Genomic DNA, 25,470 nt, shown 5'->3' with positions numbered 1-25,470 from the left:
TGCGTGAGGAGCACCATGCAGATTAAGGGCGTTGACTACGCATACAGCAAGATGCCAATAAACGAAGAGTTCTTCGAGGACGTCGTGATTGAACACCTACGAGATAGGCTCGGCTATACTTACCTTCATGGCCCAGACGTTCGTAGAACCAGTGATAAATACGATGACGTTTTTCTTCCGGATGTCCTGCCACGAGCGCTTTCTCGCATCAACAAGGGTGTACCAGAGGCCGCGATTCAAGAAGCCATATTGAAGATCTTGAATGTTGAGGGCGATTCGCTTCAGCACAGAAACGAAACCTTCATGGATTACCTTCAGAACGGCGTTGAGGTTCGCTATTTTGATGGCAAAGAGGAACGTGACGATATCATCTACCTCATTGATTACAGCGATCCTGAGAACAACGACTTCCATGTAGTAAATCAGTGGACATACGTCGAATATTCGGAGAAGCGTCCGGATATCATTGCGTTCGTCAACGGAATGCCTCTTGTCATATTCGAACTCAAGAGCCCATCGCGCGAAGAGACGGATGCTTCCGAGGCATACCTGCAGCTTCGCAACTACATGCAACACATTCCGGGCCTTTTTGTGCCCAACGCCTTCTGCGTGATGAGCGATATGGCAGAGACGAGAGTGGGCACGATTACAGCTGACGAAGACCGCTTCGTCGCTTGGAAATCTGTTGACGGAGATTATTCCGAAACCGCATTGGCTACATGGAAAACCATGCTCGATGGCATGATGTCGAAATACCGCCTTTTGGATATTGTCAAAAACTTCATTTGCTTTAGCAATACTTCGAGGCAGGTAATCAAAATTCTCGCTGCCTATCATCAGTATTTCGCTGTGAAGAAGGCGGCTTTGAGAACCGAAGAAGCTGTCGAGGGTGATGGCAAGATTGGCGTTTTCTGGCATACGCAGGGGAGCGGTAAATCGCTTTCCATGGTCTTTCTTGCGCACTTGCTTCAGGAACGACTTGATAGCCCGACAATTGTCGTTATCACAGACAGAAACGACCTTGATGACCAACTATATGGTCAATTCTCCCGATGCAGTCAGTTCTTGCGCCAGCAACCTGTTCAAGCAACGAGTCAGGCGAATCCGAAGGATCAGACGAGCCTGAAGAAGCTACTTGAGGGGCGCGAAGCAAATGGCATTATCTTCACCACCATGCAGAAGTTTATCGACAGTGATGAGCCTCTTTGCGACAGACCAAACGTAGTTGTCATGGTTGATGAAGCACATCGAGGCCAATATGGACTCACTGAGCGCATGGATGTCGAGGGAAACATCATCGTGGGAGCGGCGAGGGTCGTGCGAAAGGCGCTTCCCAATGCTTCCTATATTGGTTTTACAGGCACGCCCATCTCAACGGAGGATAAGAACACTCGCGAGATATTCGGCGACTACATCGATGTGTACGACATGACACAGTCCGTCGAGGACAATTCCACCAAACCGGTGTTTTACGAAAGCCGCGTTGTCGCTCTAAGTCTCAATGAGGATGCGCTCAAACAGCTTGATAACGCCTATAACGAGTTCACCGCCGAGGCAGATGAGGTAAGCGTCGAGAAGGCAAAGCGCGACCATGTCGGATTGGATGCGCTGTTCGACACGCCGGAAACCATCGAATCTCTCTGTAAGGACATCGTTGAGCATTATGAGAACAATCGCGAGGATATTCTGGCCGGAAAGGCACTCATCGTTGCCTATAGCCGTCCTATTGCAATGAAGATATACCATCAGATCCTTGCATTGCGGCCTAATTGGAAAGAGAAAGTCGGCGTCGTGATGACGATGTCTAACCAAGACCCGGAAGAGTGGTTCGAAGTTTGCGGCGGGACAACTCACAAGAAAGAAATGGAACGAAAGTTCAAGACCGACGATGATCCTCTGAAGATTGCCATCGTCGTCGATATGTGGCTTACCGGATTTGACGTGCCGAGCCTTTCCACGATGTACGTGTTCAAACCCATGTCCGGACATAACCTCATGCAAGCTATTGCGCGCGTTAATCGTGTGTGCAAGGGCAAGGAGGGTGGTCTTGTCGTCGACTACATTGGCATTGCCAACGCGCTCAAACGAGCGATGAAGGACTATACGAATCGAGATCAGGCCAATTACGGTGATATGGACATCGCCCTTACGGCTCTTCCGAAGTTCCAAGAGAAGCTTCGCGTTTGCCGGGATCTTCTGTTTGGCTTCAAGTACGAAACACAAATATTCAGCGGAAGCAAATCAGATCTTGCGATGGCAATTGCCGATGGTACCGACTGGCTACTCAATCCAAAGCGTGAGTATGATAAGGAAGATTTCATCAGGCAGTGCCAGCTTATGAATCAGGCCCTGAGCCTTTGCAAAAGCCTCGTAGATGAGAAAGATCAGCATGAGGCTGCCTTTTTCTCTGTTCTGCGCGTGCAGATTCTGCGTATCGAGGGCCGAAATGGCAGCGGTGGCAAGGGCATGAGCTACGCAGAGTTCAACAAGCGCGTTACCGAGATCATGAACCAAACGGTTAAAGTCGAAGGTGTCATCAATCTCTTCGACAAAGACAAAGTCGAGATATCGCTTTTCGACGAGGCGTTTTTACGCGAAATCGCAGACATGAAACAGAAGAACGTCGCCCTCGAAAGTCTGAAGCGTCTTATCAAGGAGCAAGTGAAGACATACCAACGCACGAGTGTCGTCAAGTCGGAGAAATTCAGCGACATGCTCCAAAAAACACTCAACGCCTATCTAAACGGGATGCTCACCAATGCCGAAGTCATAGAAGAGCTTCTGAAGATGGCACGCGAGATGATGCAGGATCGATTCGACGCCAAGGCGCTGGGACTTACCGATGAGGAGATGGCATTCTATGATGCCATCACCAAACCACAGGCCGTCAAGGATTTCTACGACAACGATCAGCTTGTCGCGATAAGCCGCGAGTTAACGGATACGTTGCAGAGAAGCGCGACGATAGACTGGCAGAAGAAGGAGAGTGCGAGAGCGGGCATGAGGCGTGCTATCAAGAGGCTGCTGAAAAAGTACAAGTACCCACCTGAGGAAGCGGCAGGCGCCCTCGAGACCGTCATGGCCCAGTGCGAGCTTTGGGCTGATAACAAGATTCACGAGTAAGGACGAGCATGGCAAAAAAGAGCGAGAATACCGCGGAGATAGGTTTCGAGGAGCAAATTTGGAAGGCGGCCGACAAGCTTCGCGGCAACCTAGATGCTTCGGAGTACAAAAGCGTTATCTTGGGTCTAATCTTCCTGAAATACATTTCCGACAAGTTTGACGAACGCTATCAGGAGCTTGTCGACGAGGGCGATGGTTTTGAGGAAGACAGAGATGAATACAGCTATAGAAACATTTTCTATGTCCCCGCAAGCGCTCGCTGGTCTGAAATAGCCGCAGCTGCGCATGAGCCGGAGATTGGCAAAGTCATCGACGAGGCCATGCGCCAAATCGAAGCCGAAAATCCGAAGCTCAAGAATATCCTTCCCAAGAACTTTGCCCGGCAAGAACTGGATAAGCGCCGCCTTGGCGATGTGGTGGACCTTTTCACCAATGTTCAAATGGCTGAGAAAGGCGATACGAGGGATATTCTTGGTCGAACTTATGAGTACTGCCTGAGCAAGTTTGCCGAAGCCGAGGGAAAGAACGCTGGCGAATTCTACACGCCGGCGTGTATCGTGAAGACGCTCGTCGAGATTATCGAGCCCTATCATGGGCGCGTATACGACCCTTGCTGTGGAAGTGGCGGGATGTTCGTGCAGTCGGCCGAGTTCGTCAAGCGTCACCAAGGCAACATTGACGATTTGTCTATTTATGGTCAGGAGAGCAATCCGACCACTTGGAAAATGGCGACAATGAACCTTGCCATCAGGGGTATTGATGCGAACCTTGGACCAGCGAATAAAGATACGTTCTTTGATGATGTTCACAAGTTCGAGGACTTCGACTTCATCCTGGCTAACCCTCCGTTCAATTTGAAAGATTGGGGAGGCAAGGAACTTGCGAATGATCCGCGATGGGAATTTGGCACCCCTCCTGAAGGAAATGCGAACTTCGCATGGGTGCAGCACATGATTCACCATCTTGCCCAAGGCGGCCGCATGGGAATGGTGCTTGCCAATGGCTCATTATCGAGTCAATCGGGCGGTGAAGGTGACATCAGAAAAGCCATCGTCGATGCCGATTTGGTTGAGGGTATCGTAGCCATGCCTGACAAGCTTTTCTACAGCACGGGCATTCCCGTTAGTCTCTGGATCATTTCGAAGGGAAAGTCTCGACCAGGAGAGACGCTTTTCATCGATGCCCGCGAGATGGGCACGATGGTGAGCCGCAGGTTGCGTGAGTTTACCGATGAGGATATCGCGAGAGTCGCCAGAGCATTCGACGCTTTCAGGGAGGGCAAGCTTGAAGAAGAAAAGGGCTTCAGTGCGATAGCCACTATCGATGACATCGCAAAGCAGGATTACATCCTTACGCCCGGGCGTTATGTGGGCATCGCCGATGTCGAAGATGATGGTGAACCTTTCGAGGAAAAGATGGAACGCTTGACCGGCGAGTTGGCGAAGTGCTTCGAAGAATCCAATCGCTTGCAAGAACAGATTAAGAAGAATCTGGAGGCGATTGGGTATGGGATGTAACATTTCCTTGGGAGATGTTGTTGAGATTTGCGACTCGCTCAGAGAGCCACTTTCTGCAAGGCAGCGCGAAACGCGAGCTGGAATATATCCATACTATGGAGCACAGGGCATTGTTGATTATCTAGATGACTACTCGTACGAAGGCGAGTATTTGTTGGTTGCGGAAGATGGGGAGAACCTTCGTTCTAGAAAACAGCCTATTGCCAATATGGTCGCTGGTAAATTTCGCGTCAATAATCATGCGCACGTTGTTCAAGGGACAAGCAAGGGATCATGTCCCAAATGTTGGTGTAAGAACCGTTTCGATTGAAACATAAGAAACGGTCATCGCCTAGAATCTTGAATTGCTGAAGTTCGAGATGAAAGGGATGACCGCAATGAACAGTTTAGAGCAGCAGCAAGCACTTTGCCAAGATTTACCGAGATTCGATGACGGGATGGTCAACATCCAAGAGCTCATCCGCATCATGGCCGAATCGCTTGTAAACGAGATAATGGACGCGCAGGCAGAAGACGCCTGCGCCGATGGCAACCGGAGAAACGGATATCGCGAGCGGATGCTTCACACCAGTGTTGGCACGATCAACCTGCGCATCCCAAAACTCAGGCGAGGCAGCTATTTCCCAGAGGATCTGATAGTGCGTTATTCACGGGTGGATCGTGCGGTAATCGCGGCGATATCGGAAATGGTGACAAATGGTGTGTCAACAAGGAAGGTCGAGCGCGTAGCTCACACTATGGGCATCGAGCGCATGAGCTCAAGCCAAGTGTCGCGGATCTGCGAGTCCTTGGATGACATCGTGGCCGATTTGCAGAGCCGCGATCTTTCGGAGGTGGCATATCCCTACATCTGGCTCGATGCCACCTATATCAAATGCCGTGATGAAGGTCATGTCTCCTCTTGCGCCCTCGTTACCGCGATTGGTGTCGGCGCTGATGGTTATAGGCGCCTGCTGAGCCTTGATGCCATCGATACGGAGACCTATGCAGGCTGGATCTCATTCTTGAGGTCGCTTCGCGAGAGAGGGGTAGACGGTGTAGCCTGCGTGACCTCCGATGCCCATGAGGGACTGAGGCGTGCGATAGAGGAGGTCTTTCCAGGAGCTGCTTGGCAACGCTGCATCGTGCACTTGATGAGGAATGCCGCATCAAGTGCACCCACGAGGCAAAAGAGGGCGGCTGTGCTCGCCATCCTGCACGCCGTCTTCGACGAGCGCGACCCGGATCTCGTGCGCGAGCTCTACCATCTTGCATGCGAGGAGGTCTCCAGCTTCTGTCCGAAGGCGGCGGAGCTTTTGGAGGAGGCAGAGGCGGATGCCCTCGCCTATCTCGATTTTCCCTATGCCCACCACAGGCGCCTTCGCACCAACAACGTGCAGGAGCGTGCCAACCGCGAGCTCAAGAGGAGGAGCCGCGTAGTGCAGGTATTCCCATCCAGAAAGTCGCTGATCCGGATGCTGGGAGCCGTGTTCTCCGAGATGGACGAGGATTGGGCGAGCAGGAGATGGTTCACGGAGGAATCGATCGCTCAGGCAACGGCTCCGTCAAAGCCGACCGCTCCTGCGCCTGCATACGAGGGAACCGCCGAAGAGCATGCGAGGCGGATCATCGATGTCGTGGTCGCCGATAATCCGATTGGAAGGAGGGCCGCCTAGATGATGGGCTAGAATACGAACCAGATTCTAGGTGCCTACACCAACATTCGGGACACTACCCTTATAAACAATGAATTCCGTTGAACAAACCGCTTTGTCTGATACACAAGGTGGTACCCACATTCGCTTCATAGATGGATTCAGCTTAGATATCAGAATGCAATCAGTGTCAATAATGTACTTATTGCTTTTGATGTTTTCTGCCGGCTCAAAGACAGGCCAATGGCTCTCATCAAAGGCGGGGATACTGTAATGTTCCCATATCTCACCTGCACAGCCGCGCGGGTTTAGAGTTTTCGTCGAAATGGCAAGAACTTCACCTAGTGGAGCAGTTGGCGTATTTGCCGTAAATCTCTGAGCAAATTCGCTTGAAAGCAACGCAGCTAAATAATCATTTATCTGGTTGCCTTATAACAATGCTGATATGCTGCCGCTCGCGAAGTCGATACAATACGCGTAGTCCTGAGGAGCCTCATGTCAAAAACTCTTATCGTTGGTGATATGCACTGCAAACAAAGGATAGTCCTCCCTTTGGTGGATGAGGTAGTCTCATGTTTTGAACCAAGCAGAATCATCTTCCTGGGTGATTACGTAGATGAGTGGAATACGACGGCAAAAGACGTAATAGACGCACTTGATGTTCAGGCACGGTGGATTAAGTTAGCCGCGACTAGAGATATCGAGGTCATTCTTGTATTGGGCAATCACGACTTTGAGTATTTGCTTGGTGAGGGATGCTCGGGTACCCATCTTGAAGCGATGGACAGTATCCGTGAGCTTCTCGGCCAATTTAAAATGTGCGCTGCAATTTCCTGCGATGGGCATCTCATCACGCATGCGGGGGTGACTGAAGAATGGAGGAACGAGTACGCGCCAAGAGCTGACAATACAGAGAGCTTGGCGACAAGAATCAATGAAATGTATTTCGATGGGTCATACTACGACTGGCGGGCACTTGCATCTTGTGGTCCATCAAGGGGAGGTTGTGAGCTGCCATCGCCGCTTTGGGCCGACAAACGCGATCTGCAGGCGGACGCTGCATCTCGAGTGAACCAAATTGTGGGGCACACGCCTGTAGAAACATGTATGAAGCTGCGGTCAAAAAGAGATGATATATGGCTGTGCGATACCTTCTCACTTACTAGTCGCATGCAACCAGTCGGGGATGGCTCCATGTTAGTTGTTGAGAATGGAGTAGCTGAACGCGTCAGAACCAACTGGCTCGATAAGTGGGAATACCGATTGAGATAGCAATGCATCGTGCTCCTCTATGGCCGCTAGCGGGCGGCGGACAGGCCGTGAGTGTTGAATGCCCAAGCTCATCGGACATGCCCACGTTTCATCTAAGCATTTTGCATTCAATCTAAACAGCCTGCGCCCTGCGCAAGCCGCTATAATCTCCTCCAGCACACCCGTACGAGTGAGGACCGATATCCCATGACCAAAGACAGCTTCTACGTCACCACACCCATCTACTACGTCAACGGCGAGCCGCACATCGGCACCGCGTACACCACCGTCGCGGCCGATGCCACTGCGCGCTTCGCACGCATGGACGGGCGCGACGTCTTCTTCCTCACCGGCATGGACGAGCATGGCGAGAAGGTCGCCGAGGCGGCCGCCGAGCACGGCATGACGCCGCAGGAGTGGTGCGACAGCCAGGTCACGCAGTTCACCGACCTGTGGCACGAGCTCGACATCACCAACGACGACTTCATCCGCACGACGCAGCCGCATCACGTTAAGGGCGTCCAGGACTTCATGCAGAAGCTCCATGACAATGGCTATCTCTACAAGGGAACCTACGACGGCTACTACTGCACGCCGTGCGAGACGCAGTTCACCGAGGGCGATCTGGTTGACGGCAAGTGCCCCGATTGCGGGCGTGAGGTCAAGGTCATCCACGAGGAGAACTGGTTCTTCAAGCTCTCCGAGTTTGGCGACAAGTTGCTCGCGTACTACGACGAACACCCCAACTTCATCCGCCCGCAGATTCGCGAAAACGAGATCCGCTCCTTCATCGAAGGCGGCATGCATGACCTGTCCGTGAGCCGCACGGCGTTCGACTGGGGCATCCCGCTGCCGTTCGACCCCGAGCATGTCACCTACGTGTGGGTCGACGCCCTCATCAATTACCTCACCGCGCTCGGCTACGGCAGCGACGACATCACGCTGCTCGAGCGCTTCTGGCCGGCGAACTTCCACTTCGTCGGCAAGGACATCATCCGCTTTCACTGCGTGATTTGGCCGGCCATGCTCATGGCCGCCGGCATGGAGTGCCCGCGCCACGTCTTCGCGCACGGCTTCCTCATGGCGGCCGATGGCTCCAAGATGAGCAAATCGAAGGGCAATGCGCTCTATCCGCGCGACCTCATCGAGCGCTACGGTGTGGACGCCTATCGCTACTACTTTCTGAGTGACGTGACCTTTGGTTCCGATGCCAATATTGGTCACGATCGCATCACGCAGGTTTACAACGCCGACCTGGCCAACACCTACGGCAACCTCTTCAGCCGCGTGAGCAATATGGTCATCAAGTACTTCGACGGACAGGTGCCCGAGGTACCCGCCGAGTTCGGTCTGGAGGAAAATCCGCTCTCGGAGATTGCCGAGGGGCTCTACGAACGCTACGCCGCGTGCATGAACGACATCGACTTCGGTGGGGCGTCCGCTCATGTCATGGAGCTTCTGCATCGCGCAAACCTCTACGTCGAGGAAAGTGCGCCATGGAATCTCGCCAAAAGCGAGGAGACCCAGGGCGAGCTAGCGTTCGTGCTCTACAACGCACTGGAGACCTGCCGCATCGCCGCGCTGCTCCTTGCCCCCTTCATGCCCAATACGTCGACGGAGCTGTGGAGGCGCCTGGGCTTGGAAGACCCGTGCGCTGTCGACAACGCCGCCGAGCTCGCGCTGTGGGGCGGGCTTCCTGCCGGCAACGAGGTCACCAAGGGTGATGCTCTCTTCCCGCGTCTCGAGAAGTAATGGGCTACAACGACTTCAAACACTTCGACGAACGTGACGCGCTCTTTCGCAACTCGAAGGGCAAGGTCAAGTCTGCTCCCGAATTGCCGTACGGTACGCTTGTTGCCGACACGCATTGTCACCTGGGCATGTTTCCCGAACCGGGGCTCACGCTTGCGCAGGCAGCGGCCCATGGCGTCGACTTCATCTGCTGCATGACCGACCCGACAAGACCCGAGCTTGACGGCGACGACGGAGACGTGACGCGACGGACGGCGCGTGATACCTACGACGGGCTCGGCTCGTGGTTTGATGATGCCGCGGCATTGCTCGAGGAGTGGGGGATGGCGCAGGCCGTCATGCCACGCGTTCGCTTTGCCTGTGGCGTGCATCCGCACAACGCCAAGTACTTTGATGATGCGCGTGACGAGCTCGCCGCCCTGCTTGCCCGTCCCGAGACGAGCTGCCTGGGCGAGGTGGGGCTCGATTACCATTACGATTTCAGCCCGCGTGACGTGCAGCGCGAGGTCTTTGCCGCGCAACTGCAAACGGCACAGGAGCACGGGCTTCCAGTAAGCCTGCATCTGCGCGAGGCCCATGATGACGCGCTCGCCATCTTGCACGAGACGGGCGTCCCCAAAGCTGGCTGCATCGTGCACTGCTTCAACCTTGACGCCCAAACGCTGGCCCCGTTTCTCGAACTCGGCTGCTACGTTGCCTTTGGCGGGCCGCTCACTTTCAAGAAGAGCTGGGAGACGCGTGCGGCTGCCCTCGACGTGCCACTGGACCGTCTTCTTACCGAAACCGATGCTCCCTACATGGCTCCCGAGCCCTTGCGCGGCACGGTCTGCACGCCGAGTCAGACCGTCTTCACCTTGCGCGAGCTGCTCGATTGCTTTGGATATGCGGGGGCTGAGCGCGCCTTCGGGCTTCTGCAGCCGCGCCAAAGCGACATCGACAAGGGCGCCGTGGCGCCGGTGACGTCGATGCCAGACTACGCGGTCCTGCAACGGGGGCTCACCGAGGCGCAGTTCGCCGAGCGCGTTTTCCAGAACGCTCACGATTTGCTCGATGCCAAGCGTGCTTGAGGAGGGGGTATGGCAAAGAAGTCGCGTCGACAGAAGCTCCCAACCGAGAAGGACCTCGAGAAGCTGAGTGCCCCCAAACCGGGTGAATCGGGGGACGCCCCCGATTCTCATTCCGACCGCAGCGAAGCATCTGATTCCCATTCCGACCGCAGCGAAGCGCCCCACTGTCATTTCGAGCGAAGCGAAGCGGAGTCGAGAAATCTCGCCACCGAGGACACGGCCCGATCCACATATAACGTCGATGGTGGCATATCGGTTTCGCTTGCCGGAGATGTCACCGGCACCGGAAACGTTGATGATGACGAAACGCCTCCTGAAGGTGCCCTGGACGAGGAAAGCTTCGAGGAGCTCTTCGGAGAGTCACCCCAGAGCTTCCTGAATCAGGTCAACGCGAAGCCCCTTACCCAGCTCAACGACGAACCTGTCGTGCATACCTCTGATGCGGGCAGCACCGGCGTAGATACCGAGGGCGTCCCCGTTCGCCCCGACTCAGAGCCCGAACCCGACTCAGAGCCCGACGACGCCTCCAGGCCGCCCGAGGTGCTCATTCTCGTGGGCTCTCCGCATCGCGATGGTAAGTCGGCCCTCTTCGGTCGCAAGCTCAGGGAATATCTGCGCCTATCAGGTTTTGCCGTCACGCTGTTCGAGATTTCGAAGTATCCGATTGCCGCTTGCACGGGTTGTGGCGTGTGCAGCCAGACCGGTGAGTGTTGTATCAAGGGCGATTCGTGGAACGTGCTTTCGCGGCACATGAACTCCTGCGCGGCGCTCGTCGTCATTGCGCCTGTCTACTTTGCGGGACCTTCCGGTTGGCTCAAGGCCGCCCTTGACCGTTGCCAGATGTACTGGGCGCGCAAGTACGTGCTCAGGAATTGGATTCCGCGCAAGCGGCCGGCCCACCTCGTCGTCATCGGCGATGGCGGAGACCCCTTTGGCACCGAGCCCCTCGAAACCATATGCACCTCGGCCCTCAACTGCGCCGATTTGCGTATCGAACCCCAGCGTATCCATCGCCTTATCGGCGACGCCTTTGACTTGTCCTATGCCGTCCAGGTGGCCGGTGCCGTGCGGGCCGACGTACCGAGGAGTCGCTGATGTCGTACTCGTCGCTGGCGAATCCCCGGGCGACCAGGGGCGTTTTGCAGGAGTTCGGCCTGAGCGCCAAGCATGCGCTTGGCCAGAACTTTCTGGTGGATGATAACGTCATCGGCAATATCCTGCACCTCGCGCATCTCGATGACCCGCAGCCGGACGAAGAACTGCCCACGCTGCTCGAGATTGGACCGGGTATCGGCACGCTCACCATCGCACTGCTCGAACGGGCCAAGCTCATCGCTGTCGAACGAGACCGTGATCTTCTCGATGTGCTCGCGCAGACGACCGCCGACCTTTCCCATCGTCTTGTCCTTATCGAGAAGGACGCATTGAAGCTGACGCGTGACGAGGTCGAGCTAGCCGCCACGGCCCTTGATGCGCCCTTACCGCACCAACTCGTCTCCAACCTGCCCTACGGTATTGCCGCCACGGTGGTGCTCGATTGGCTCGAGCGCTTCGAGTTTCTCGATGCCATGACGGTCATGGTGCAAAGCGAGGTCGCCGATCGCATGTGCGCCGAGGTGGGCACCAAGAACTATGGCGCCTACACGGTCAAGCTGCGCCTGCGTGCGCACGTAACCGATCGCTTCCAGGTGCCCCCAGGTTGCTTCATGCCCGCGCCGCACGTCGAGAGTGCCGTCATTCGCATCGAGCGCAATGAGGATGCACCGGCCCCCGAGCTACTCGAAGTTGCGAGCACTCTGGCCGATGCGGCCTTCGCCCAGCGACGCAAGACCATCCGCAACTCCATGAGCAGCCGCTATCCCAAGGATGTCGTCGACCGTCTGCTCGCCGAATGCGACATCGCCCCCACGGTGCGTGGCGAAACCCTCGCGCCCGATGTCTATTTGCAAATGGCCCACGCGTTCTTAGAACATAATTCACAAAAATGAAGGTGAGCAAATGCGGACATCTCGAGCATAGCCGCGCTGAGCTCGATATGGCTCTAAGGGAACTATCTGAGCGCGCTGGCAAGCTGCAAAGCGGAGGTCCAAGGGAGCGCGCCGTAAAGACCGCGAAGCGGGCTGTCGGGAAGCGACCGTCGGAGCGATGCAGCTTGCCAATGCGAGCTACAACTTACAAAAATGAAGGCGAGCGAATTGCGGACATCTCGGGCAGAGTTGCGCTGAGCTCGATGCGGTCTTGCGAGGACTGTCTGAGCGCACCGGCAAGCTGTAAAGCGGAGGTTCAAGGGAGCGCGCCGTAAAGACCGCGAAGCGGGCTGTCGGGAAGCGACCGTCGGAGCGTTGCAGCTTGCCGGTGCGAGCTGCAACTCGAGTGCGAAGCGCAACTCGGGTGCGAGAGAAAGTTCACAATTTGCTCACCTGAATGCTCCCTTAACATCCCGTGCACAAACTGTGGAGCGATTGGCGCTTGCTAACAGCTTGCATTACAATGCAACAACGAATCTGCAGACAATACCTGGAGGGGTACCGCAGCGGGAATATGGCGACATTCGTCAACACCTTTAACCTGTTTCTGTTCTTCGTATTCAGCCTTTGCTACATGTATCAGGCCGTCTATGCCGTCATTGTCTTGGTAAAGGACCATCGACGCAAGATCACGCCCGTGCAAGACGAGCCGCTGCACAAGTTTGCCGTGATGATTGCTGGTCGCAACGAGGAGGCCGTTATCGGCGAGCTCGTGCGCAGCATCAAGAACCAGGACTACCCCGAAGAGCTCATCGACATCTTCGTCATTGCCGACAACTGCACCGACAACACGGCGCAGGTAGCCGAGGAGGCTGGCGCCGAGGTGCTCGTACGCAACGACCGCCTGGTCGTCGGCAAGAGCCATGCGCTCGACTTCGCGCTCAATCGCATCCGCGTGCTCTACGGCGATTGTTCGGGGCGTACGGATTATGACGCCTACTTCGTCTTCGATGCCGACAACGTGCTCGATCCCGGATTCATCGCGGCGATGAACCGCGGCGTGAATCGCGGCTACCAGGTGCTCACCTGCTATCGCAACTCGAAGAACTACGACTCCAACTGGATCTCCGCTGGCAGTGCCCTGTGGTTCTTGCGCGAGGCCAAGTTCCTCTCCAATGCCCGCTACATGATGGGTAGCTCGTGCGCCATTAGCGGCACGGGCTTCATGATCAGCGCCGATATCCTCGAATCCAATGGCGGATGGATTCATCATCTGCTCACCGAGGACATCGAGTTCTCGACGGATTGCATCGCGCATGGCATCCGCATCGGCTACTGCGCCGATGCCTACGTCTACGACGAGCAGCCCACGACGATGAAGGATTCCTGGCGTCAGCGCATGCGTTGGGCCAAGGGCTTCTACCAGGTGCTACTCAAGTACGGCTCCTTCCTCTTCAACGGCATTTTCCGTGGCAAGCAGGGCCGTTTCGCCTGCTACGACATGTTCATGACCATTGCGCCGGCCATGCTGCTCACCTTGGCCGGCGTCGCCGTCAACCTCGTCTTCTGCCTCACCGGCATCGTGCAGATGGCAGGCATTGCGGCATCGGTGCAAACGGTTGCCGCGAGTACCTCGGGGGGCGCTGGTGTCGTGGCGAGCGACCCCAATTGGTTCTCGATGGCCACGGGCATGATGAGTGGCTCCGTCTTCGAGGGCGACCCGCTGAGCTCCTTCAACATCAGCCAGGTTTCGACCGTGCTCGCCTATGCCGAGGCACGCGCGACCATCGTTACCTCGGTGCTCTCCCTTGCCGGCTGCTTCCTGAGCTTCGCGGTCGTCATGCTCGTGTTTGGCACGCTTACGACGATCACCGAGTGGAATCACATCCACGCGAAGAATTCCGATAAGATCAAGTATCTGTTCACCTTCCCGATCTTCATGCTCACCTACGTCCCCATCGCCCTCATTGCCGTCTTCAAGAAGGTCGAGTGGAAGCCGATCACGCATAATGTCGTGCGCTCGGTTGCCGACGTCGTGAGCAAGGGATAATCGGCTCTTTGCGAGGCGAGGAGGCACGATGAGCAAGCTCAGCCATATCGAAGACGTCGAGCGTCGCGCACAGCAGGCACGGCAAACCGTGACGCAGACCGTCGCACCAGAGCCTGAGGCTGCAGTGCCAGAACAGCCCGTTTCCGAGCAAGGCGACATGAGCGCCGAGCAGGAAGAGGAGTTCCACGGGCTGGCATCGACGCCGCCCATGGGAGCTGGACACAAGGCGTTGATTGTCGTCGCAGTCGTCGTCGTAATTGTCGCAATACTGTATATTGTTAATAGCTGGGTTCACTTCGTATAGGGACGCATATGGATAAGCGCGAGAACGACGAGCAAAACGAGGTCGAGGTCCACCTCTTCGCGGAGGAGGACTTTAACGACGGTCGCCCTGCCGAGGAAACTCCGCAGGGAGAGATCACGGTGGATTTCGGCGAGGCCGCCGAGTCCATGCTCGATGACATCAAGTCCGATAGCCTCTATGGCATAAGCGCTGCAGCTGCCGCCGATGCCGATGACTTCGATCCGGGGGATATGTCTTCCGATGCCGTCGTCAACGTAGACGACGTGGTCGCGGCTCGCAGCAAGGGGGACCGTCTCACTGAGAGCGCCGATCTTGACGAGCTTTCCGAGTCCATCAACATTACCGAGCAGGAAACGGTCGAATATGTCGAGGACGATGACGAGTTTTCTGCCGAACGCGCGATGCGTAGCAGACGCCGTCTGCGCAACCTGCTCGTCTTCTTCATCATCATCCTGCTTGTCCTTATCGCCGTCATCGGCCTGTTCATCTGGCGCAACAGCACACCGCCGGGCGTTAAGCAGCCGGACTCCGATGTTCTGCAAACCTCGACGGCGGGTACAAACGCCGCGCAATTCCAGGCAATCGATGCTGCGCGTATCCCCGATCTCATCACCTACTTCGGCATGACGCCCGAGGCCGCTGTCGAGGCAAGCGGCAACTCGATTGCTCTCGATGCCGAGGCGACGGCTGCCTCGGATGCGACGCTGCCCAATGTCGTGAGGACGCGCAATGGATGGCTTGTCGGCCCCAACGGCGAGACGCTTGCGAGCATCACCTTCGGTCTCAATGCGGCGGGCGACATCGATTACATCTTCGCATCATTCGACCTCGATGCCTTTGGCGTCGCCGATGCGAAGTTCGACGAGCTCATCGCCTCCAAGGTGGTCGCCTCCTCGATTCTCGCGGGCATCGGCCTTGATCCTGCCGCCGTCGAGTCCGCACAGCTCACTATCGTCGAAAACCCCCAGGCGGTGCTCTCGCGCGACACGAGCGCCCAGGAGGTGGCCGAGTTCACCGGCCCCACCAACATCGAGGGCGTTCCCGGCACCTGGAAGGTGACCGAGACGTACGATCACACGGCTGGCGTTACGGTGGGTGATAACAGCGTCATCCGCACGCTGAGCGTCGACCTACGCTAGAAATACTTCTTGCATGTGCCCGTGGGCACGTGTAAACTATGCGTCCGTATCTACGAAGTGAAGGTGCGCAAGCTACCTTCCACCTTTCGACGAGCAAGCGCTCAGTTGTCTGGTCACTTACAATTCGCTCTTCGGGGGTCTTTGTGTGTGCCTGTCGGCTGAATGCAGCTCGGCAGGTTTTTTATTAGGAGGTGTTTGTCATAGCAGCTCAGGACACACGGATCAACGGTGAGATTCATGCGCCGCAGCTCCTCGTCATCGGTGTCGATGGCACCAAGTACGAGATGGCCAACGATGCGGCACAACGCTTTGCCGAAGACCAGGGTCTCGATCTGGTAGAGGTCGCTCCCAATGCCGATCCGCCCGTTTGCCGCGTTATGGATTACGGCAAGTACAAGTACGAGCAGGCGGTCAAGGCCAAGAAGGCGCGCAAGAACCAGACCAAGATCGAGGTCAAGGAGATGAAGTTCCGCCCCAAGATCGATACGGGCGACTACGAGACCAAGAAGGGTCACGTGCTTCGCTTCCTCGGCAAGGGCAACAAGGTCAAGATCACCATCATGTTCCGCGGTCGCGAGATGGCCCACCCCGAGCAGGGGCTGACCATTCTCGAGAGGCTTGCCGACGACCTCAAGGACCTCGCCGTCGTAGAACAGCAGCCAAAGATGGAAGGGCGCAACATGCACATGATGGTGGCGCCGCTTCCCAAGGACGCACGCAAGAATTCCGGCAAGGAAAACGAAGACAAGGAGTAGCACCATGCCTAAGATGAAGACCCACAAGGGCACTGCCAAGCGCTTCCGCACCACGGGGTCGGGCAAGATCATGCGCGGCAAGGCTTTCAAGAGCCACATCATGACCAAGAAGTCCCAGAAGCGTAAGCGTAACTTCCGTCACGAGACGGTCGTCGCCGAGGCCGATGTGAAGGTCGTCAAGAAGAATCTGGGCAAGGCGTAAAGCGCGCAAGCCCGTATCCGTTTCAGTTGTTAGTAGGAGTTGATAAACATGGCACGTGTCAAGCGCGCAGTTAACGCCAAGAAGAAGCGTCGTACCGTATTCAAACGCGCAAAGGGTTACTACGGTGCTAAGTCCCGTCAGTATCGTGCGGCTAAAGAGCAGGTCCAGCATTCGCTGCAGTATGCCTATCGCGACCGTCGCAACAAGAAGCGCGAGATTCGCCGTCTCTGGATCACCCGCATCAACGCGGCTGCTCGCATCAACGGCCTGTCCTATTCGGTCTTCATGCATGGCCTCAAGACGGCTGGCATCGAGCTCGACCGCAAGGTGCTTGCCGATATGGCCGTCAATGACCCGCAGGGTTTCGCCGAGCTGTGCAAGATTGCCCAGAAGGCTGCTGCATAAGCGCTGCTTGTCATTTCGACCGAAGCCGAGCGATTCTTCTGTCATTTCGAGCGAAGTCGAGAAATCCCACCATCAAAGGGGAGGCCTGTGCCTCCCCTTTATCATTTCGAGTGAAGTCGAGAAATCTTTCCATCCAATCGTGTTTTCACCTTGACCTGGATATAGTGTCTGGGTTTAAAGTGCCCTGCGAGGAGGTGAAGCATGGACGAAGACAATGGCAAACTGCTTACGGTGGCGCAGGTACACGAACTTACCGGAATCACTGCCGCTCAACTGAAGAACTGGGATAAGGAGGGCGTTCTGGTCGCACGGCGCTCGGGCGAAGGGATTGCGAACAATCGCAAGCTTTACACTATGGATGACGTTCGTAGGGCCCAGGGGATCCTCCTATATCGCAAGTTGGGCTTTAGTCTTGACCGAATCAAGGAAGTTCTTGCTGCTCCCGAGACGGAACGTGCTTCGCTCGTGGCAATGCGCACAAACGAGCTCAAGGAAGACTATGCCCACATCCAAAGGAAGATAGAACTGAGCTCGGCCCTCGAAGTTGTGGGTCCTGAATCGCTGATGGACGAGCTCGTTGGCATTGAGGGTCCTGACAGACTCATTGATGCTTACGAGAGGGACAAGAATCTGAGACAGTGGATTCGCTGGTCTCGTAGCCATACCGATCGCGATATCGAGAAAATCAATGCTGAGCTCCAAGACACGCTGGAGGGCCTTGTCCAGGTACCAGCCGATGCGCCGTGGGAGCTAGTCAAATCTCATATCGCCCGCTTCTGCGATGCGTGGAGCAAACCATTTGGATGGCCCACTGTGGGACAGATGCTTGCATTCCACTTTACATTTGCCGAAATGACAGAAAATGGGGAGAACGCAGACGGCCTTTTTGATGCCGAAGCGTGCGAGTCCCTCGCCGAGGCCTTTCGTCTTGCATGGGCATCAAGTGCCCTCAAATGCATGGAGGACGTTCTCGCGGTCTTGTATTGGAATGCCTGCGGGGGTGTGTCGCTAGAACCAGTACACGAGACAGCGAAGGTGCTACGAGCGGCTGTTGCGGAATTTTCATATCGTCCCCATATGTCAGATGGGAAGCTGACGCCGGAACAGAGCACGGAATTCGTTGAGATCGCTCAAGCGGTATTCGAACTTCTGGAGGAAGTGGCCCTTGACGAGAGACTCGAGCGTTACTTACATCTCGATGAGTTCTATGCCGTGGATGGCCCCGGTCTTGAGACTGCGCGACATATAACCGAAGCTTGGGTCGAGGGGCGCCTCGAGTCATGGCTTTCGGATGGTGGCGCGTCGGAGATTGAGCAGAGGATCGATGAGTGGATTGACGCATTGCGGTTGCAATGGGAGCGTATGACGCATGGTGGTTCTCAAGTGGACTGTCCTGGATTATTGGACGAAAAAGAGCAGATTGAGCGCTTTTCCGCATGGGTCGAGGAGCATTATGCATGCACTTTCGCCGACCCTCCCGAAGCTCGTTGGTCAAGCGAGGAAGAGGATTGCGCGGTGGAGAAGAGGACGCGCGATTTCGCGCAGCGGATGGTGTCAGAGGGAAAGATGACTACGCCTGACTAGAACTCGACAAGTGATTTTACGCTGACGCCAAGGGCATCGGCGATGCAGGGAAAATGATTATTTAGCTGCGTGACGTCGACTTTCGAAACGTCGATTTCGCCAGACATGAGCTTGGGTAATAATGCGTCTCTGGTTTGCCCTAAGGACTTCGATTCGCGCAAGTTGTTTTCAATCAAGGCAAATATCGGTGCTGCGGAATCTGTAAGCTCTCTCGCCCGGTCTGAATCAATCGATGGAATATCGAACTGCCGAAGGAGTTTACCCGACATGCTTCCCCTAGTTGAGGTCGAATCTGACCATGCCCTCAACGAGTCGTACTGCGAAGCCAACATAAGCAGCAAATATGCGCCATAGAATTGTTTTGGCCGCATAACAACGACCGACTGATTTACGTACGTATCGAAGAACAGCATCGACGTTTGGCCTCTGGTAAAACCCTGGCCAGCCGAGGCCATCACAACATCGCCAGCCTTTGCCAGTTTAGTAGACGATTCATTTACACCAAGTTCTGTAATGGTCTTCTCTGTATCAATAATGAATCTCGATCTAGTTTCGCCTGACGACAGCCATGGAAGACCGCCGTCCCAATATGCTGGCTTTTTTGTTGACGGTGTCCCGCCGCTGTAAATCGCATCGCAGCAATCATCAACGGTTATAGTTCCTGTCGACTCAGCGACTATCTCTTGCATCTTTGCCGTGCAACACTCGTACAAATAATCATTTATCTGATTGTTAATGGCAATCTTATCTAGAAACTTCTCGATTACAGAGGCGATAGCCTGCTGAGTTTCAAATGAGGGAAGCTCGATGTCTAAATTCTCAATCATGCCTTTTGTCAACGCGTTACGCGTTGCACCGGAGGAGGCGAGGTTGAGCAGATATGACTTGATATGTTGCAGAAAACAAAGAAGGTATATCGGATTAAGCATTTCGTTAGGCCGGATTATCAAGACATGTTGATTCACGCGCGCCGGGGTATAGTGTTGTGGAACCATGCAAGACCGCGCGACAGAATCGCCAGTTATGTTGAGAAGGATATCGCCCGGCATTACTTCAGCATTTGACAAAGAATTCGCCTGCGTTTCGTCCAAAAAAGCCAAGCCGTCACTACTGAATGTCCAATCGTGAATATTTTGGCTCCTTATAATAGGAATGCCGAATGACCTATAGGATTTTTTGCCACCTCGCGGGGTGGCGCCGCTGCCAATCTTTATACACAGTTCGCCAAGTTTCATTCCAAATACCTTCTATGCGAAGCTTTAACGTTATTCTGGTTTACCATTGCATAATGCATGGTCGTGTCTATTCTTGCATGACCGAGGAGCTTTTGCACTTGTTCGACAGGCATTCCCTTGTCTATTGCATTCGTGGCAAGTGTTCGCCGGAATTTGTGAGGGTGAACGCGTTGGGGGAGCAGTCTTCTTCCTAGTTGCCTCAAGCGCAGTTCGACTCCGCTAATGCTCAGACGCTCGCGTCTTCCACTCAAACTTACGAAGAGAGCAGGATTATCATCAGTTCGTGAGGCGAGATAGTTCTTCAAATGCAGTTTCGTTCGCGCATCGAAGTAGACCGGACGTTGCTTATTTCCCTTTCCAAGAACCAGACATTCTCGTTCGTGTAAATCGAGATCTGCCCTGTCGAGGCGAACGAGTTCGCCAACGCGCATTCCTGTAGAGGCGAGCATGTCGATAATGGCAAGATCACGATCGCATCTGCATCCATCGCGTAGCGTCTCTAGATCTTCATCGCTTAATGTTTCTTTGACAAGAGCAGGTGTTTTTACATGATGAATACGTCGTGCGGGGCTTTTCACAATGTAGTCTTCGTCTTCGAGCCAAGAGAAAAAACTTGAAAAGATGCGTCGGATATTGTCTATGGTGACCTTGCTTGAGCCTCGTTCATTTTCGTAGTCGCTGAGATATTTGCGAAGATCATCTGTGGTTAGTTGCGTATAAGGCTTGGCGAGCGCAGCATTCATTTTGCTAATTGTTTTTTCGTAATACACAAGCGTTTTCGGCGAGCATCCTTCAACTTCTTTAGCGGTGAGAAAGAGTTCCAGCAAATCGCTATCGTTCTTATGCGCAACATGAGAGCTCTGCATTGCCTGAAGCTCCGCTTTCAAAACCTTAAGCTGCGTGCATGAGAGGACCCTGCTCATGCGCTGTAAGATGTCCTCTATCATTAAATCTGTCACGTTCGTTCCTTTCAACGCCTCTGCCAGAAGAGAATGAATATGACAGCTGTTTGGGCTTAGCGGAGAGGGGGTATACATGCCTGCGTGGAAAGTGATTGGCATGAAACCCAGTGATTATTGCACTGAAATGGTGGCGGCGATGGACGCAAGATTGTATATATCAGCACTAAACAACGCACTTATTCTCCCCGATGTGTGCGCTTCTTCTCTTGATGGTAATTGCCGTACGAATGCTGAAAAGTACATGGGATGGACTGACGACTATCTGATGCCCATCATTAAAAACGACCCGTCTTATCATGATGAATGCAACAGCATTGGCAGTAATGACATTTATCAAATTAGAAATGCTGTACTCCATAATGGTTCATTAGCATTGGATGCTGGGAAGCTCACTCACTATCACAATGTCCGATTCCATGTTTTCTCATTCGAGAATCCCCTGGTTGTCGGCTATGGGGTATACAGCACGAAGGACAAAGAGAATAAAGAGAAGGAAGGGCGGCACCTTACCCTAAATCTCACACGCTTTGTTTCGTATGTTGAAAGTGCGGTCCAATCTTTCCTTGAGGAGCATCCTGAATGTGATAGGACGATTGATAAAGGTGCCATTGCATATGGAGGCATGGCGTGCTTTGTCAGTGAAAACGAACACGAAGAACGGTCAGCTAAATGTTTATTTGAATGTCGCCAAACATCTAAGCTGGAGGCGGGGGAGGGGTAGATGCCCCTCCCCTTGTCAAACTTGATTATCTTTTACCCTTGCTTCTTTCTTTTCTAATAGTGTCTATTCTTTTATCGCTGCGTGTTTTACGTCCGTTGTCGTTTCGAATTGTTCCAGAGGGCAAGCCATGTTTTTCTTCGAAAGTACCAACTCTGCAATCGCCTCTCGTTTTTCTTACCATAGCCACTTCCTTTGTTTTAAGAGTTTCGCCTGATCAATAAGTTTTATGGCTCTATACCTCCGTTTCCATCTTGATGGATAACTACTACCCCACTCCATACCAACTCACGCCTTCGTCTTGCCAGCCTATAGACAGTAGAAAGTCACGTTCTGCAGCGCTCGTGGTGTAGTGATGGTTGTTGGCATACTCGTTGGGGTTGTAGATGCGGTATAAGGGAATGCTTTGTGCAGAATCAGAGTACCAGCCGATGCCCTCGTCGTTCCAGCCCACCGAAACCAACATGTCGCGCTCGGCGGCTGACAGGGTGTAGTGATGCTCGCCGGCATATGGGTTGTACAGGCGGTAGACCGCGTTGCCAGATGCCGGAGCGATCCACCCCGTGCCCTCATCTTGCCAACCCAGCGAGACCAGGTGGTCGCATTCGACGGTCGACGAGCTGTAGAAGTGCTCGCCGGAGTTTGGGTTATACAGGCGGAACATGGCATTGGTGGGCGTCGGCTCGGGCTGCGGCTCTGGCGTGGGAACCGGATCGGGTTTCGGCTCCGGGGTCGGCGTTGGTTCCGGATCAGGATTCGGCGTGGGGGTGGGATCGGGGTCGGGCGTAGGCGTGGGGTTCGGTTTGGGTATGGGCGTTGGGTCTGGTGTCGGCTTGGGGGCGGCGACGATCTCGTAGCTCGCCTTCAGCGTGCCGGCGTAGTTGCCCTTGCCGGTGACGGTGACCTCCTTCTTGCCCACGTTTGTGACGTCGGAGGGCCAGACGGCGTCGTAGTCAGTGCCCGCTGCGAGGGTCTTGCCGCCGCACTTCACGGTGACGGTCGGCCTCTTCGCCGAACCGTCGTGGTCGTAGCGCGTCGCGGAGAGCGAGACGTCGGTGATGGTGGCAGGGGTAATCTCGAACGTCGCCGTCTTGGTGCCCGCGTAGTTGCCCTTGCCCGTGACGGTGACGGTCTTCACGCCGGCGCTGGTGACGTCGGAGGGCCGGGCAACGGTGTAGTCCGCGCCTTCGGCAAGCGTTTTGTCGCCGTGCTTTACGGTGACGGCGGGCCTCTTCTGGGCGCCGTCATAGGCGAACTGCGTCTCGTCAAGCGCAACGGCGGTGATGGGGGCGGGGGCTATCTCGAACGTCGCCGTCTTCTTGCCCACGTAGTTTCCCTTGCCCGTGACGGTGACCTCGTGCTTTCCGGCCGCAACCGTATCCGCTGGATACGCGACGTCGTAGTCGACTCCCTCGGTGAGGAGCATGTCGTTTGACTCTGCGGTAACTGCCGGACACTTGGGGTTGCCGTCATAAACGTAACGAGAGGCCGAGAGGGAGACGGAGGTGACAGGGGCGGCGATGATCTCGTAGCCGGCCTTCAGCTCTCCCGCGTAGTTGCCCTTGCCGGTGACGGCAATCTCCTTTTTGCCTGCGTTGATCATGTCCATGGGCCAGGACACAGCGTAGTCTTCGTTCTCGGTGAGCGCCATGCTGCCAGATTTTACAGTGATAGCGGGAGAGCCCCTCATTCCGTCGTAGGTCCGGCTGGTGGCGGAAAGCGCGATGGAGTCGAGAGGGGCTGGCGTTACCTCGTACGTTGCAGCTATGGTTCCGGCGTAATCGCCGGTTCCGGTGATGGTTATCTCTTTTTTACCGGCATCCAACGTGTTAGATGGCCAGGAGAGGATGTAATCTCTGTTTTCTTCCAGCTTGTTGCCCAAGTGCGTAACCGTTACTTTAGGCTTGCTCTCAACACCGCAATAAACAAATGTGCTCGAACTGAGGGCGACGGTTGCGTATTCAATGGAAGACGGCTCGGCCTTCATATAGGTGTCGGCAATGCCGAATCGCGAGGCGTAGATTTCATCTGTGTTGTACCATTTTCCATCTGCCTTGGAATACCAATCGATATGATTATTGATTCTATGTGCAGGTAATTCTATGTGTGTCCTTTCGCCAACAGAGATACAGGTCAAAGAGAGAAGCATATCGAGCATACCGTTCATGTTCGTCACTCTCGAGGTGTCGAATGACGAGAGGTTCAGAGATGTCAGTGAGCCGCAGCTCCAGAACATATAGCTCATGTTCGTCACCTCCGACGTGTCGAATGACGAGAGGTCCAGGGAGGCGAGCGAAGAACAGCCGCTGAACATCCTCCCCATGTTCGTCACTCTCGAGGTGTCGAATGACGAGAGGCCGAGGGCGGTGAGCAGGCTGCATCCACTGAACATGCTGCTCATGTTCGTCACCTCCGACGTGTCGAATGACGAGAGGTCCAGGAAGGCCAGCGAGGAGCAGCCTACGAACAGACCCTCCACACTAGCCACTCTCGAAGTGTCGAATGATGAGAGGTCCAGGGACGCCAGCGACGAACAACCCGAGAACATGAAACTCATGTTTGTTACGCTTGACGTGTCGAATGATGAGAGGTCCAGGGACGCCAGTGACGAGCAACCCGAGAACATGAAACTCATGTTTGTTACGTTTGATGTGTCAAATGACGGAAGGTCAAGGACGACGAGCGAGGAGCACTCGGAGAACATATGACCCATGTCCGACACATTTGACGTGACGAATGACGAGAGGTCCAGGGACGTCAGCGACTTGCATCCATAGAACATATAGCTCATGTTCGTCACCTTACGGGCGTCAAATGACGAGAGGTCCAGAGACGCCAGCGAGGAGCAACCGATGAACATATTATTCACGTTCGTTACGTTCGAGGTGTCAAAGGACGAGAGGTCCAGAGAGACAAGTGAGGAGCAACCATGAAACATATCGCGCATGTCTACAACGCCCGAGGCGTCGAAAGAGGTGAGGTCCAGGGATGCCAGCGACGAGCAGCTTGAGAACATGCAGCTCATGTCCGTCACGATCGATGTATCGAAGGACGAGAGGTCCAGGGATGTTAACGACTTGCAGCCGAAGAACATATGAGCCATATTCGCGACGCTTGAGGTATCAAACGGAGATAGATTCAAGGAGGTGAGCGAAGAACAACCTCCGAACATAACGCTCATGTCCGTCACGTTCGATGTATCGAAGGACGAGAGGTCCAGGGATGCCAGCGACGAGCAGCTTGAGAACATGCAGCTCATGTCCGTCACGTTCGATGTATCGAAGGACGAGAGGTCCAGGGATGTTAACGACTTGCAGCCGTAGAGCATAAAATGCATATCCGTTGTTTTAGCGGTGTCTAAACCTGAAAGATTAAGAGACTCGAGCACGGGATAGTTAGAAAAGGCATTGTTGAGGCTATTCCCGGCTATAACCCCTGGCAGGACTTCTATTGAGACAATAGTGTTTTTGTATTGTGCCCAAGGAGACGAAGATATATTGGGGCCTAATACCCCCTTTGATCCTGTTTCCGGATAAATAGTCAATTTGTTATAAACTTGATATAGAAAATCCGATTATCCGCATAAATACAGCATTTAAGGGCTGTTCATCACTTGAAAAAATAAGTGTTTTACCACGAATTTACCATAATTGAATATGAGTCTTGATATGACGAAGTATAAAGGGAGATTGCACGTATAATAAAACCGCGTATCTCCCTTTAACAAACTATCTAAAGTTTTCTACATTTATAACTCTGGAAAAACAATCGCACAAATTCATGTTGTGAGTGACCATGATTATAG

At 54.5% G+C, this 25,470-nt stretch carries 20 protein-coding genes; 16 read left to right on the top strand and 4 right to left on the bottom strand.

The window, feature by feature from the left end:
- The first annotated feature begins 51 nt into the window (after window positions 1-51).
- From DBY20_08385 to DBY20_08315, 15 genes are all read left to right on the top strand, one after another.
- Entirely contained in the window at window positions 52-3,123 is a 3,072-nt protein-coding gene (locus DBY20_08385) for a type I restriction endonuclease subunit R (GenBank protein PWL77839.1), read from the top strand.
- An 8-nt stretch (window positions 3,124-3,131) separates the two neighbouring features.
- Window positions 3,132-4,640 (top strand): N-6 DNA methylase, encoded by a 1,509-nt coding sequence (locus DBY20_08380; GenBank protein ID PWL77793.1) that lies wholly within the window; start codon window positions 3,132-3,134, stop codon window positions 4,638-4,640.
- 368 nt (window positions 4,641-5,008) lie between these two features.
- The gene (locus DBY20_08375) at window positions 5,009-6,295 is read left to right on the top strand and encodes an IS256 family transposase (protein PWL77792.1); all 1,287 of its coding nucleotides are present in this window, start codon (window positions 5,009-5,011) and stop codon (window positions 6,293-6,295) included.
- Between the two features lie 474 nt (window positions 6,296-6,769).
- Entirely contained in the window at window positions 6,770-7,546 is a 777-nt protein-coding gene (locus DBY20_08370; protein PWL77791.1) for a hypothetical protein, read from the top strand.
- 186 nt (window positions 7,547-7,732) lie between these two features.
- Window positions 7,733-9,277, top strand: a complete 1,545-nt coding sequence (locus tag DBY20_08365) for a methionine--tRNA ligase (GenBank protein PWL77790.1) — start codon at window positions 7,733-7,735, stop codon at window positions 9,275-9,277.
- Complete coding sequence (locus tag DBY20_08360; GenBank protein PWL77789.1) at window positions 9,277-10,344, top strand: TatD family deoxyribonuclease; 1,068 nt, start codon at window positions 9,277-9,279, stop codon at window positions 10,342-10,344. Before DBY20_08365 ends, DBY20_08360 begins: the two co-directional genes overlap by 1 nt.
- A gap of 9 nt (window positions 10,345-10,353) precedes the next feature.
- Window positions 10,354-11,439 (top strand): hypothetical protein, encoded by a 1,086-nt coding sequence (locus tag DBY20_08355; GenBank protein PWL77788.1) that lies wholly within the window; start codon window positions 10,354-10,356, stop codon window positions 11,437-11,439.
- Window positions 11,439-12,332 carry a 16S rRNA (adenine(1518)-N(6)/adenine(1519)-N(6))-dimethyltransferase RsmA gene (locus DBY20_08350; protein PWL77787.1) on the top strand — a complete coding sequence of 298 codons (894 nt, stop codon included), beginning with the start codon at window positions 11,439-11,441 and terminating at the stop codon, window positions 12,330-12,332. The genes DBY20_08355 and DBY20_08350 overlap by 1 nt, the downstream gene beginning before the upstream one ends.
- A 553-nt stretch (window positions 12,333-12,885) precedes the next feature.
- Complete coding sequence (locus DBY20_08345) at window positions 12,886-14,361, top strand: N-acetylglucosaminyltransferase (protein PWL77786.1); 1,476 nt, start codon at window positions 12,886-12,888, stop codon at window positions 14,359-14,361.
- A 28-nt stretch (window positions 14,362-14,389) separates the two neighbouring features.
- On the top strand, window positions 14,390-14,665 hold the full coding sequence (locus DBY20_08340; protein PWL77785.1) for a hypothetical protein: 276 nt from the start codon (window positions 14,390-14,392) through the stop codon (window positions 14,663-14,665).
- A gap of 8 nt (window positions 14,666-14,673) precedes the next feature.
- Entirely contained in the window at window positions 14,674-15,804 is a 1,131-nt protein-coding gene (locus DBY20_08335) for a hypothetical protein (GenBank protein ID PWL77784.1), read from the top strand.
- A gap of 191 nt (window positions 15,805-15,995) precedes the next feature.
- On the top strand, window positions 15,996-16,559 hold the full coding sequence (locus tag DBY20_08330; protein PWL77783.1) for a translation initiation factor IF-3: 564 nt from the start codon (window positions 15,996-15,998) through the stop codon (window positions 16,557-16,559).
- A 4-nt stretch (window positions 16,560-16,563) separates the two neighbouring features.
- Window positions 16,564-16,761 carry a 50S ribosomal protein L35 gene (locus tag DBY20_08325; GenBank protein PWL77782.1) on the top strand — a complete coding sequence of 66 codons (198 nt, stop codon included), beginning with the start codon at window positions 16,564-16,566 and terminating at the stop codon, window positions 16,759-16,761.
- Between the two features lie 48 nt (window positions 16,762-16,809).
- Window positions 16,810-17,166: a 50S ribosomal protein L20 gene (locus tag DBY20_08320; GenBank protein PWL77781.1), complete on the top strand. Its 357-nt coding sequence runs from the start codon at window positions 16,810-16,812 to the stop codon at window positions 17,164-17,166.
- 201 nt (window positions 17,167-17,367) lie between these two features.
- Window positions 17,368-18,750, top strand: coding sequence for a hypothetical protein (locus tag DBY20_08315; GenBank protein PWL77780.1), 1,383 nt, complete (start codon window positions 17,368-17,370; stop codon window positions 18,748-18,750).
- Here DBY20_08315 and DBY20_08310 read toward each other — a convergent pair.
- Window positions 18,747-19,985: a restriction endonuclease subunit S gene (locus tag DBY20_08310; GenBank protein PWL77779.1), complete on the bottom strand. Its 1,239-nt coding sequence runs from the start codon at window positions 19,983-19,985 to the stop codon at window positions 18,747-18,749. The two genes, DBY20_08315 and DBY20_08310, sit on opposite strands and share 4 nt — an antisense overlap.
- Window positions 19,982-20,908: an integrase gene (locus DBY20_08305; GenBank protein ID PWL77838.1), complete on the bottom strand. Its 927-nt coding sequence runs from the start codon at window positions 20,906-20,908 to the stop codon at window positions 19,982-19,984. The genes DBY20_08310 and DBY20_08305 overlap by 4 nt, the downstream gene beginning before the upstream one ends.
- Window positions 20,909-21,020: 112 nt before the next feature.
- Here DBY20_08305 and DBY20_08300 point away from each other — a divergent pair, with 112 nt between their 5' ends.
- Window positions 21,021-21,668 carry a hypothetical protein gene (locus DBY20_08300; protein ID PWL77778.1) on the top strand — a complete coding sequence of 216 codons (648 nt, stop codon included), beginning with the start codon at window positions 21,021-21,023 and terminating at the stop codon, window positions 21,666-21,668.
- A gap of 265 nt (window positions 21,669-21,933) precedes the next feature.
- Here the strand turns inward: DBY20_08300 and DBY20_08295 are convergent, their stop codons facing one another.
- The gene (locus DBY20_08295; protein PWL77777.1) at window positions 21,934-25,209 is read right to left on the bottom strand and encodes a hypothetical protein; all 3,276 of its coding nucleotides are present in this window, start codon (window positions 25,207-25,209) and stop codon (window positions 21,934-21,936) included.
- Between the two features lie 184 nt (window positions 25,210-25,393).
- Window positions 25,394-25,470, bottom strand: a 77-nt coding sequence (locus DBY20_08290; GenBank protein PWL77837.1) for a bacteriocin ABC transporter ATP-binding protein, incomplete at its 5' end; no start/stop codon positions are given.

It is taken from the genome of Coriobacteriia bacterium (genome assembly GCA_003149935.1).
Classification (GTDB): Bacteria; Actinomycetota; Coriobacteriia; order Coriobacteriales; family QAMH01; genus QAMH01.
The sequence above is the reverse complement of the archived record's forward strand: the minus strand, read 5'-3'. Positions and strand labels throughout refer to the sequence as shown.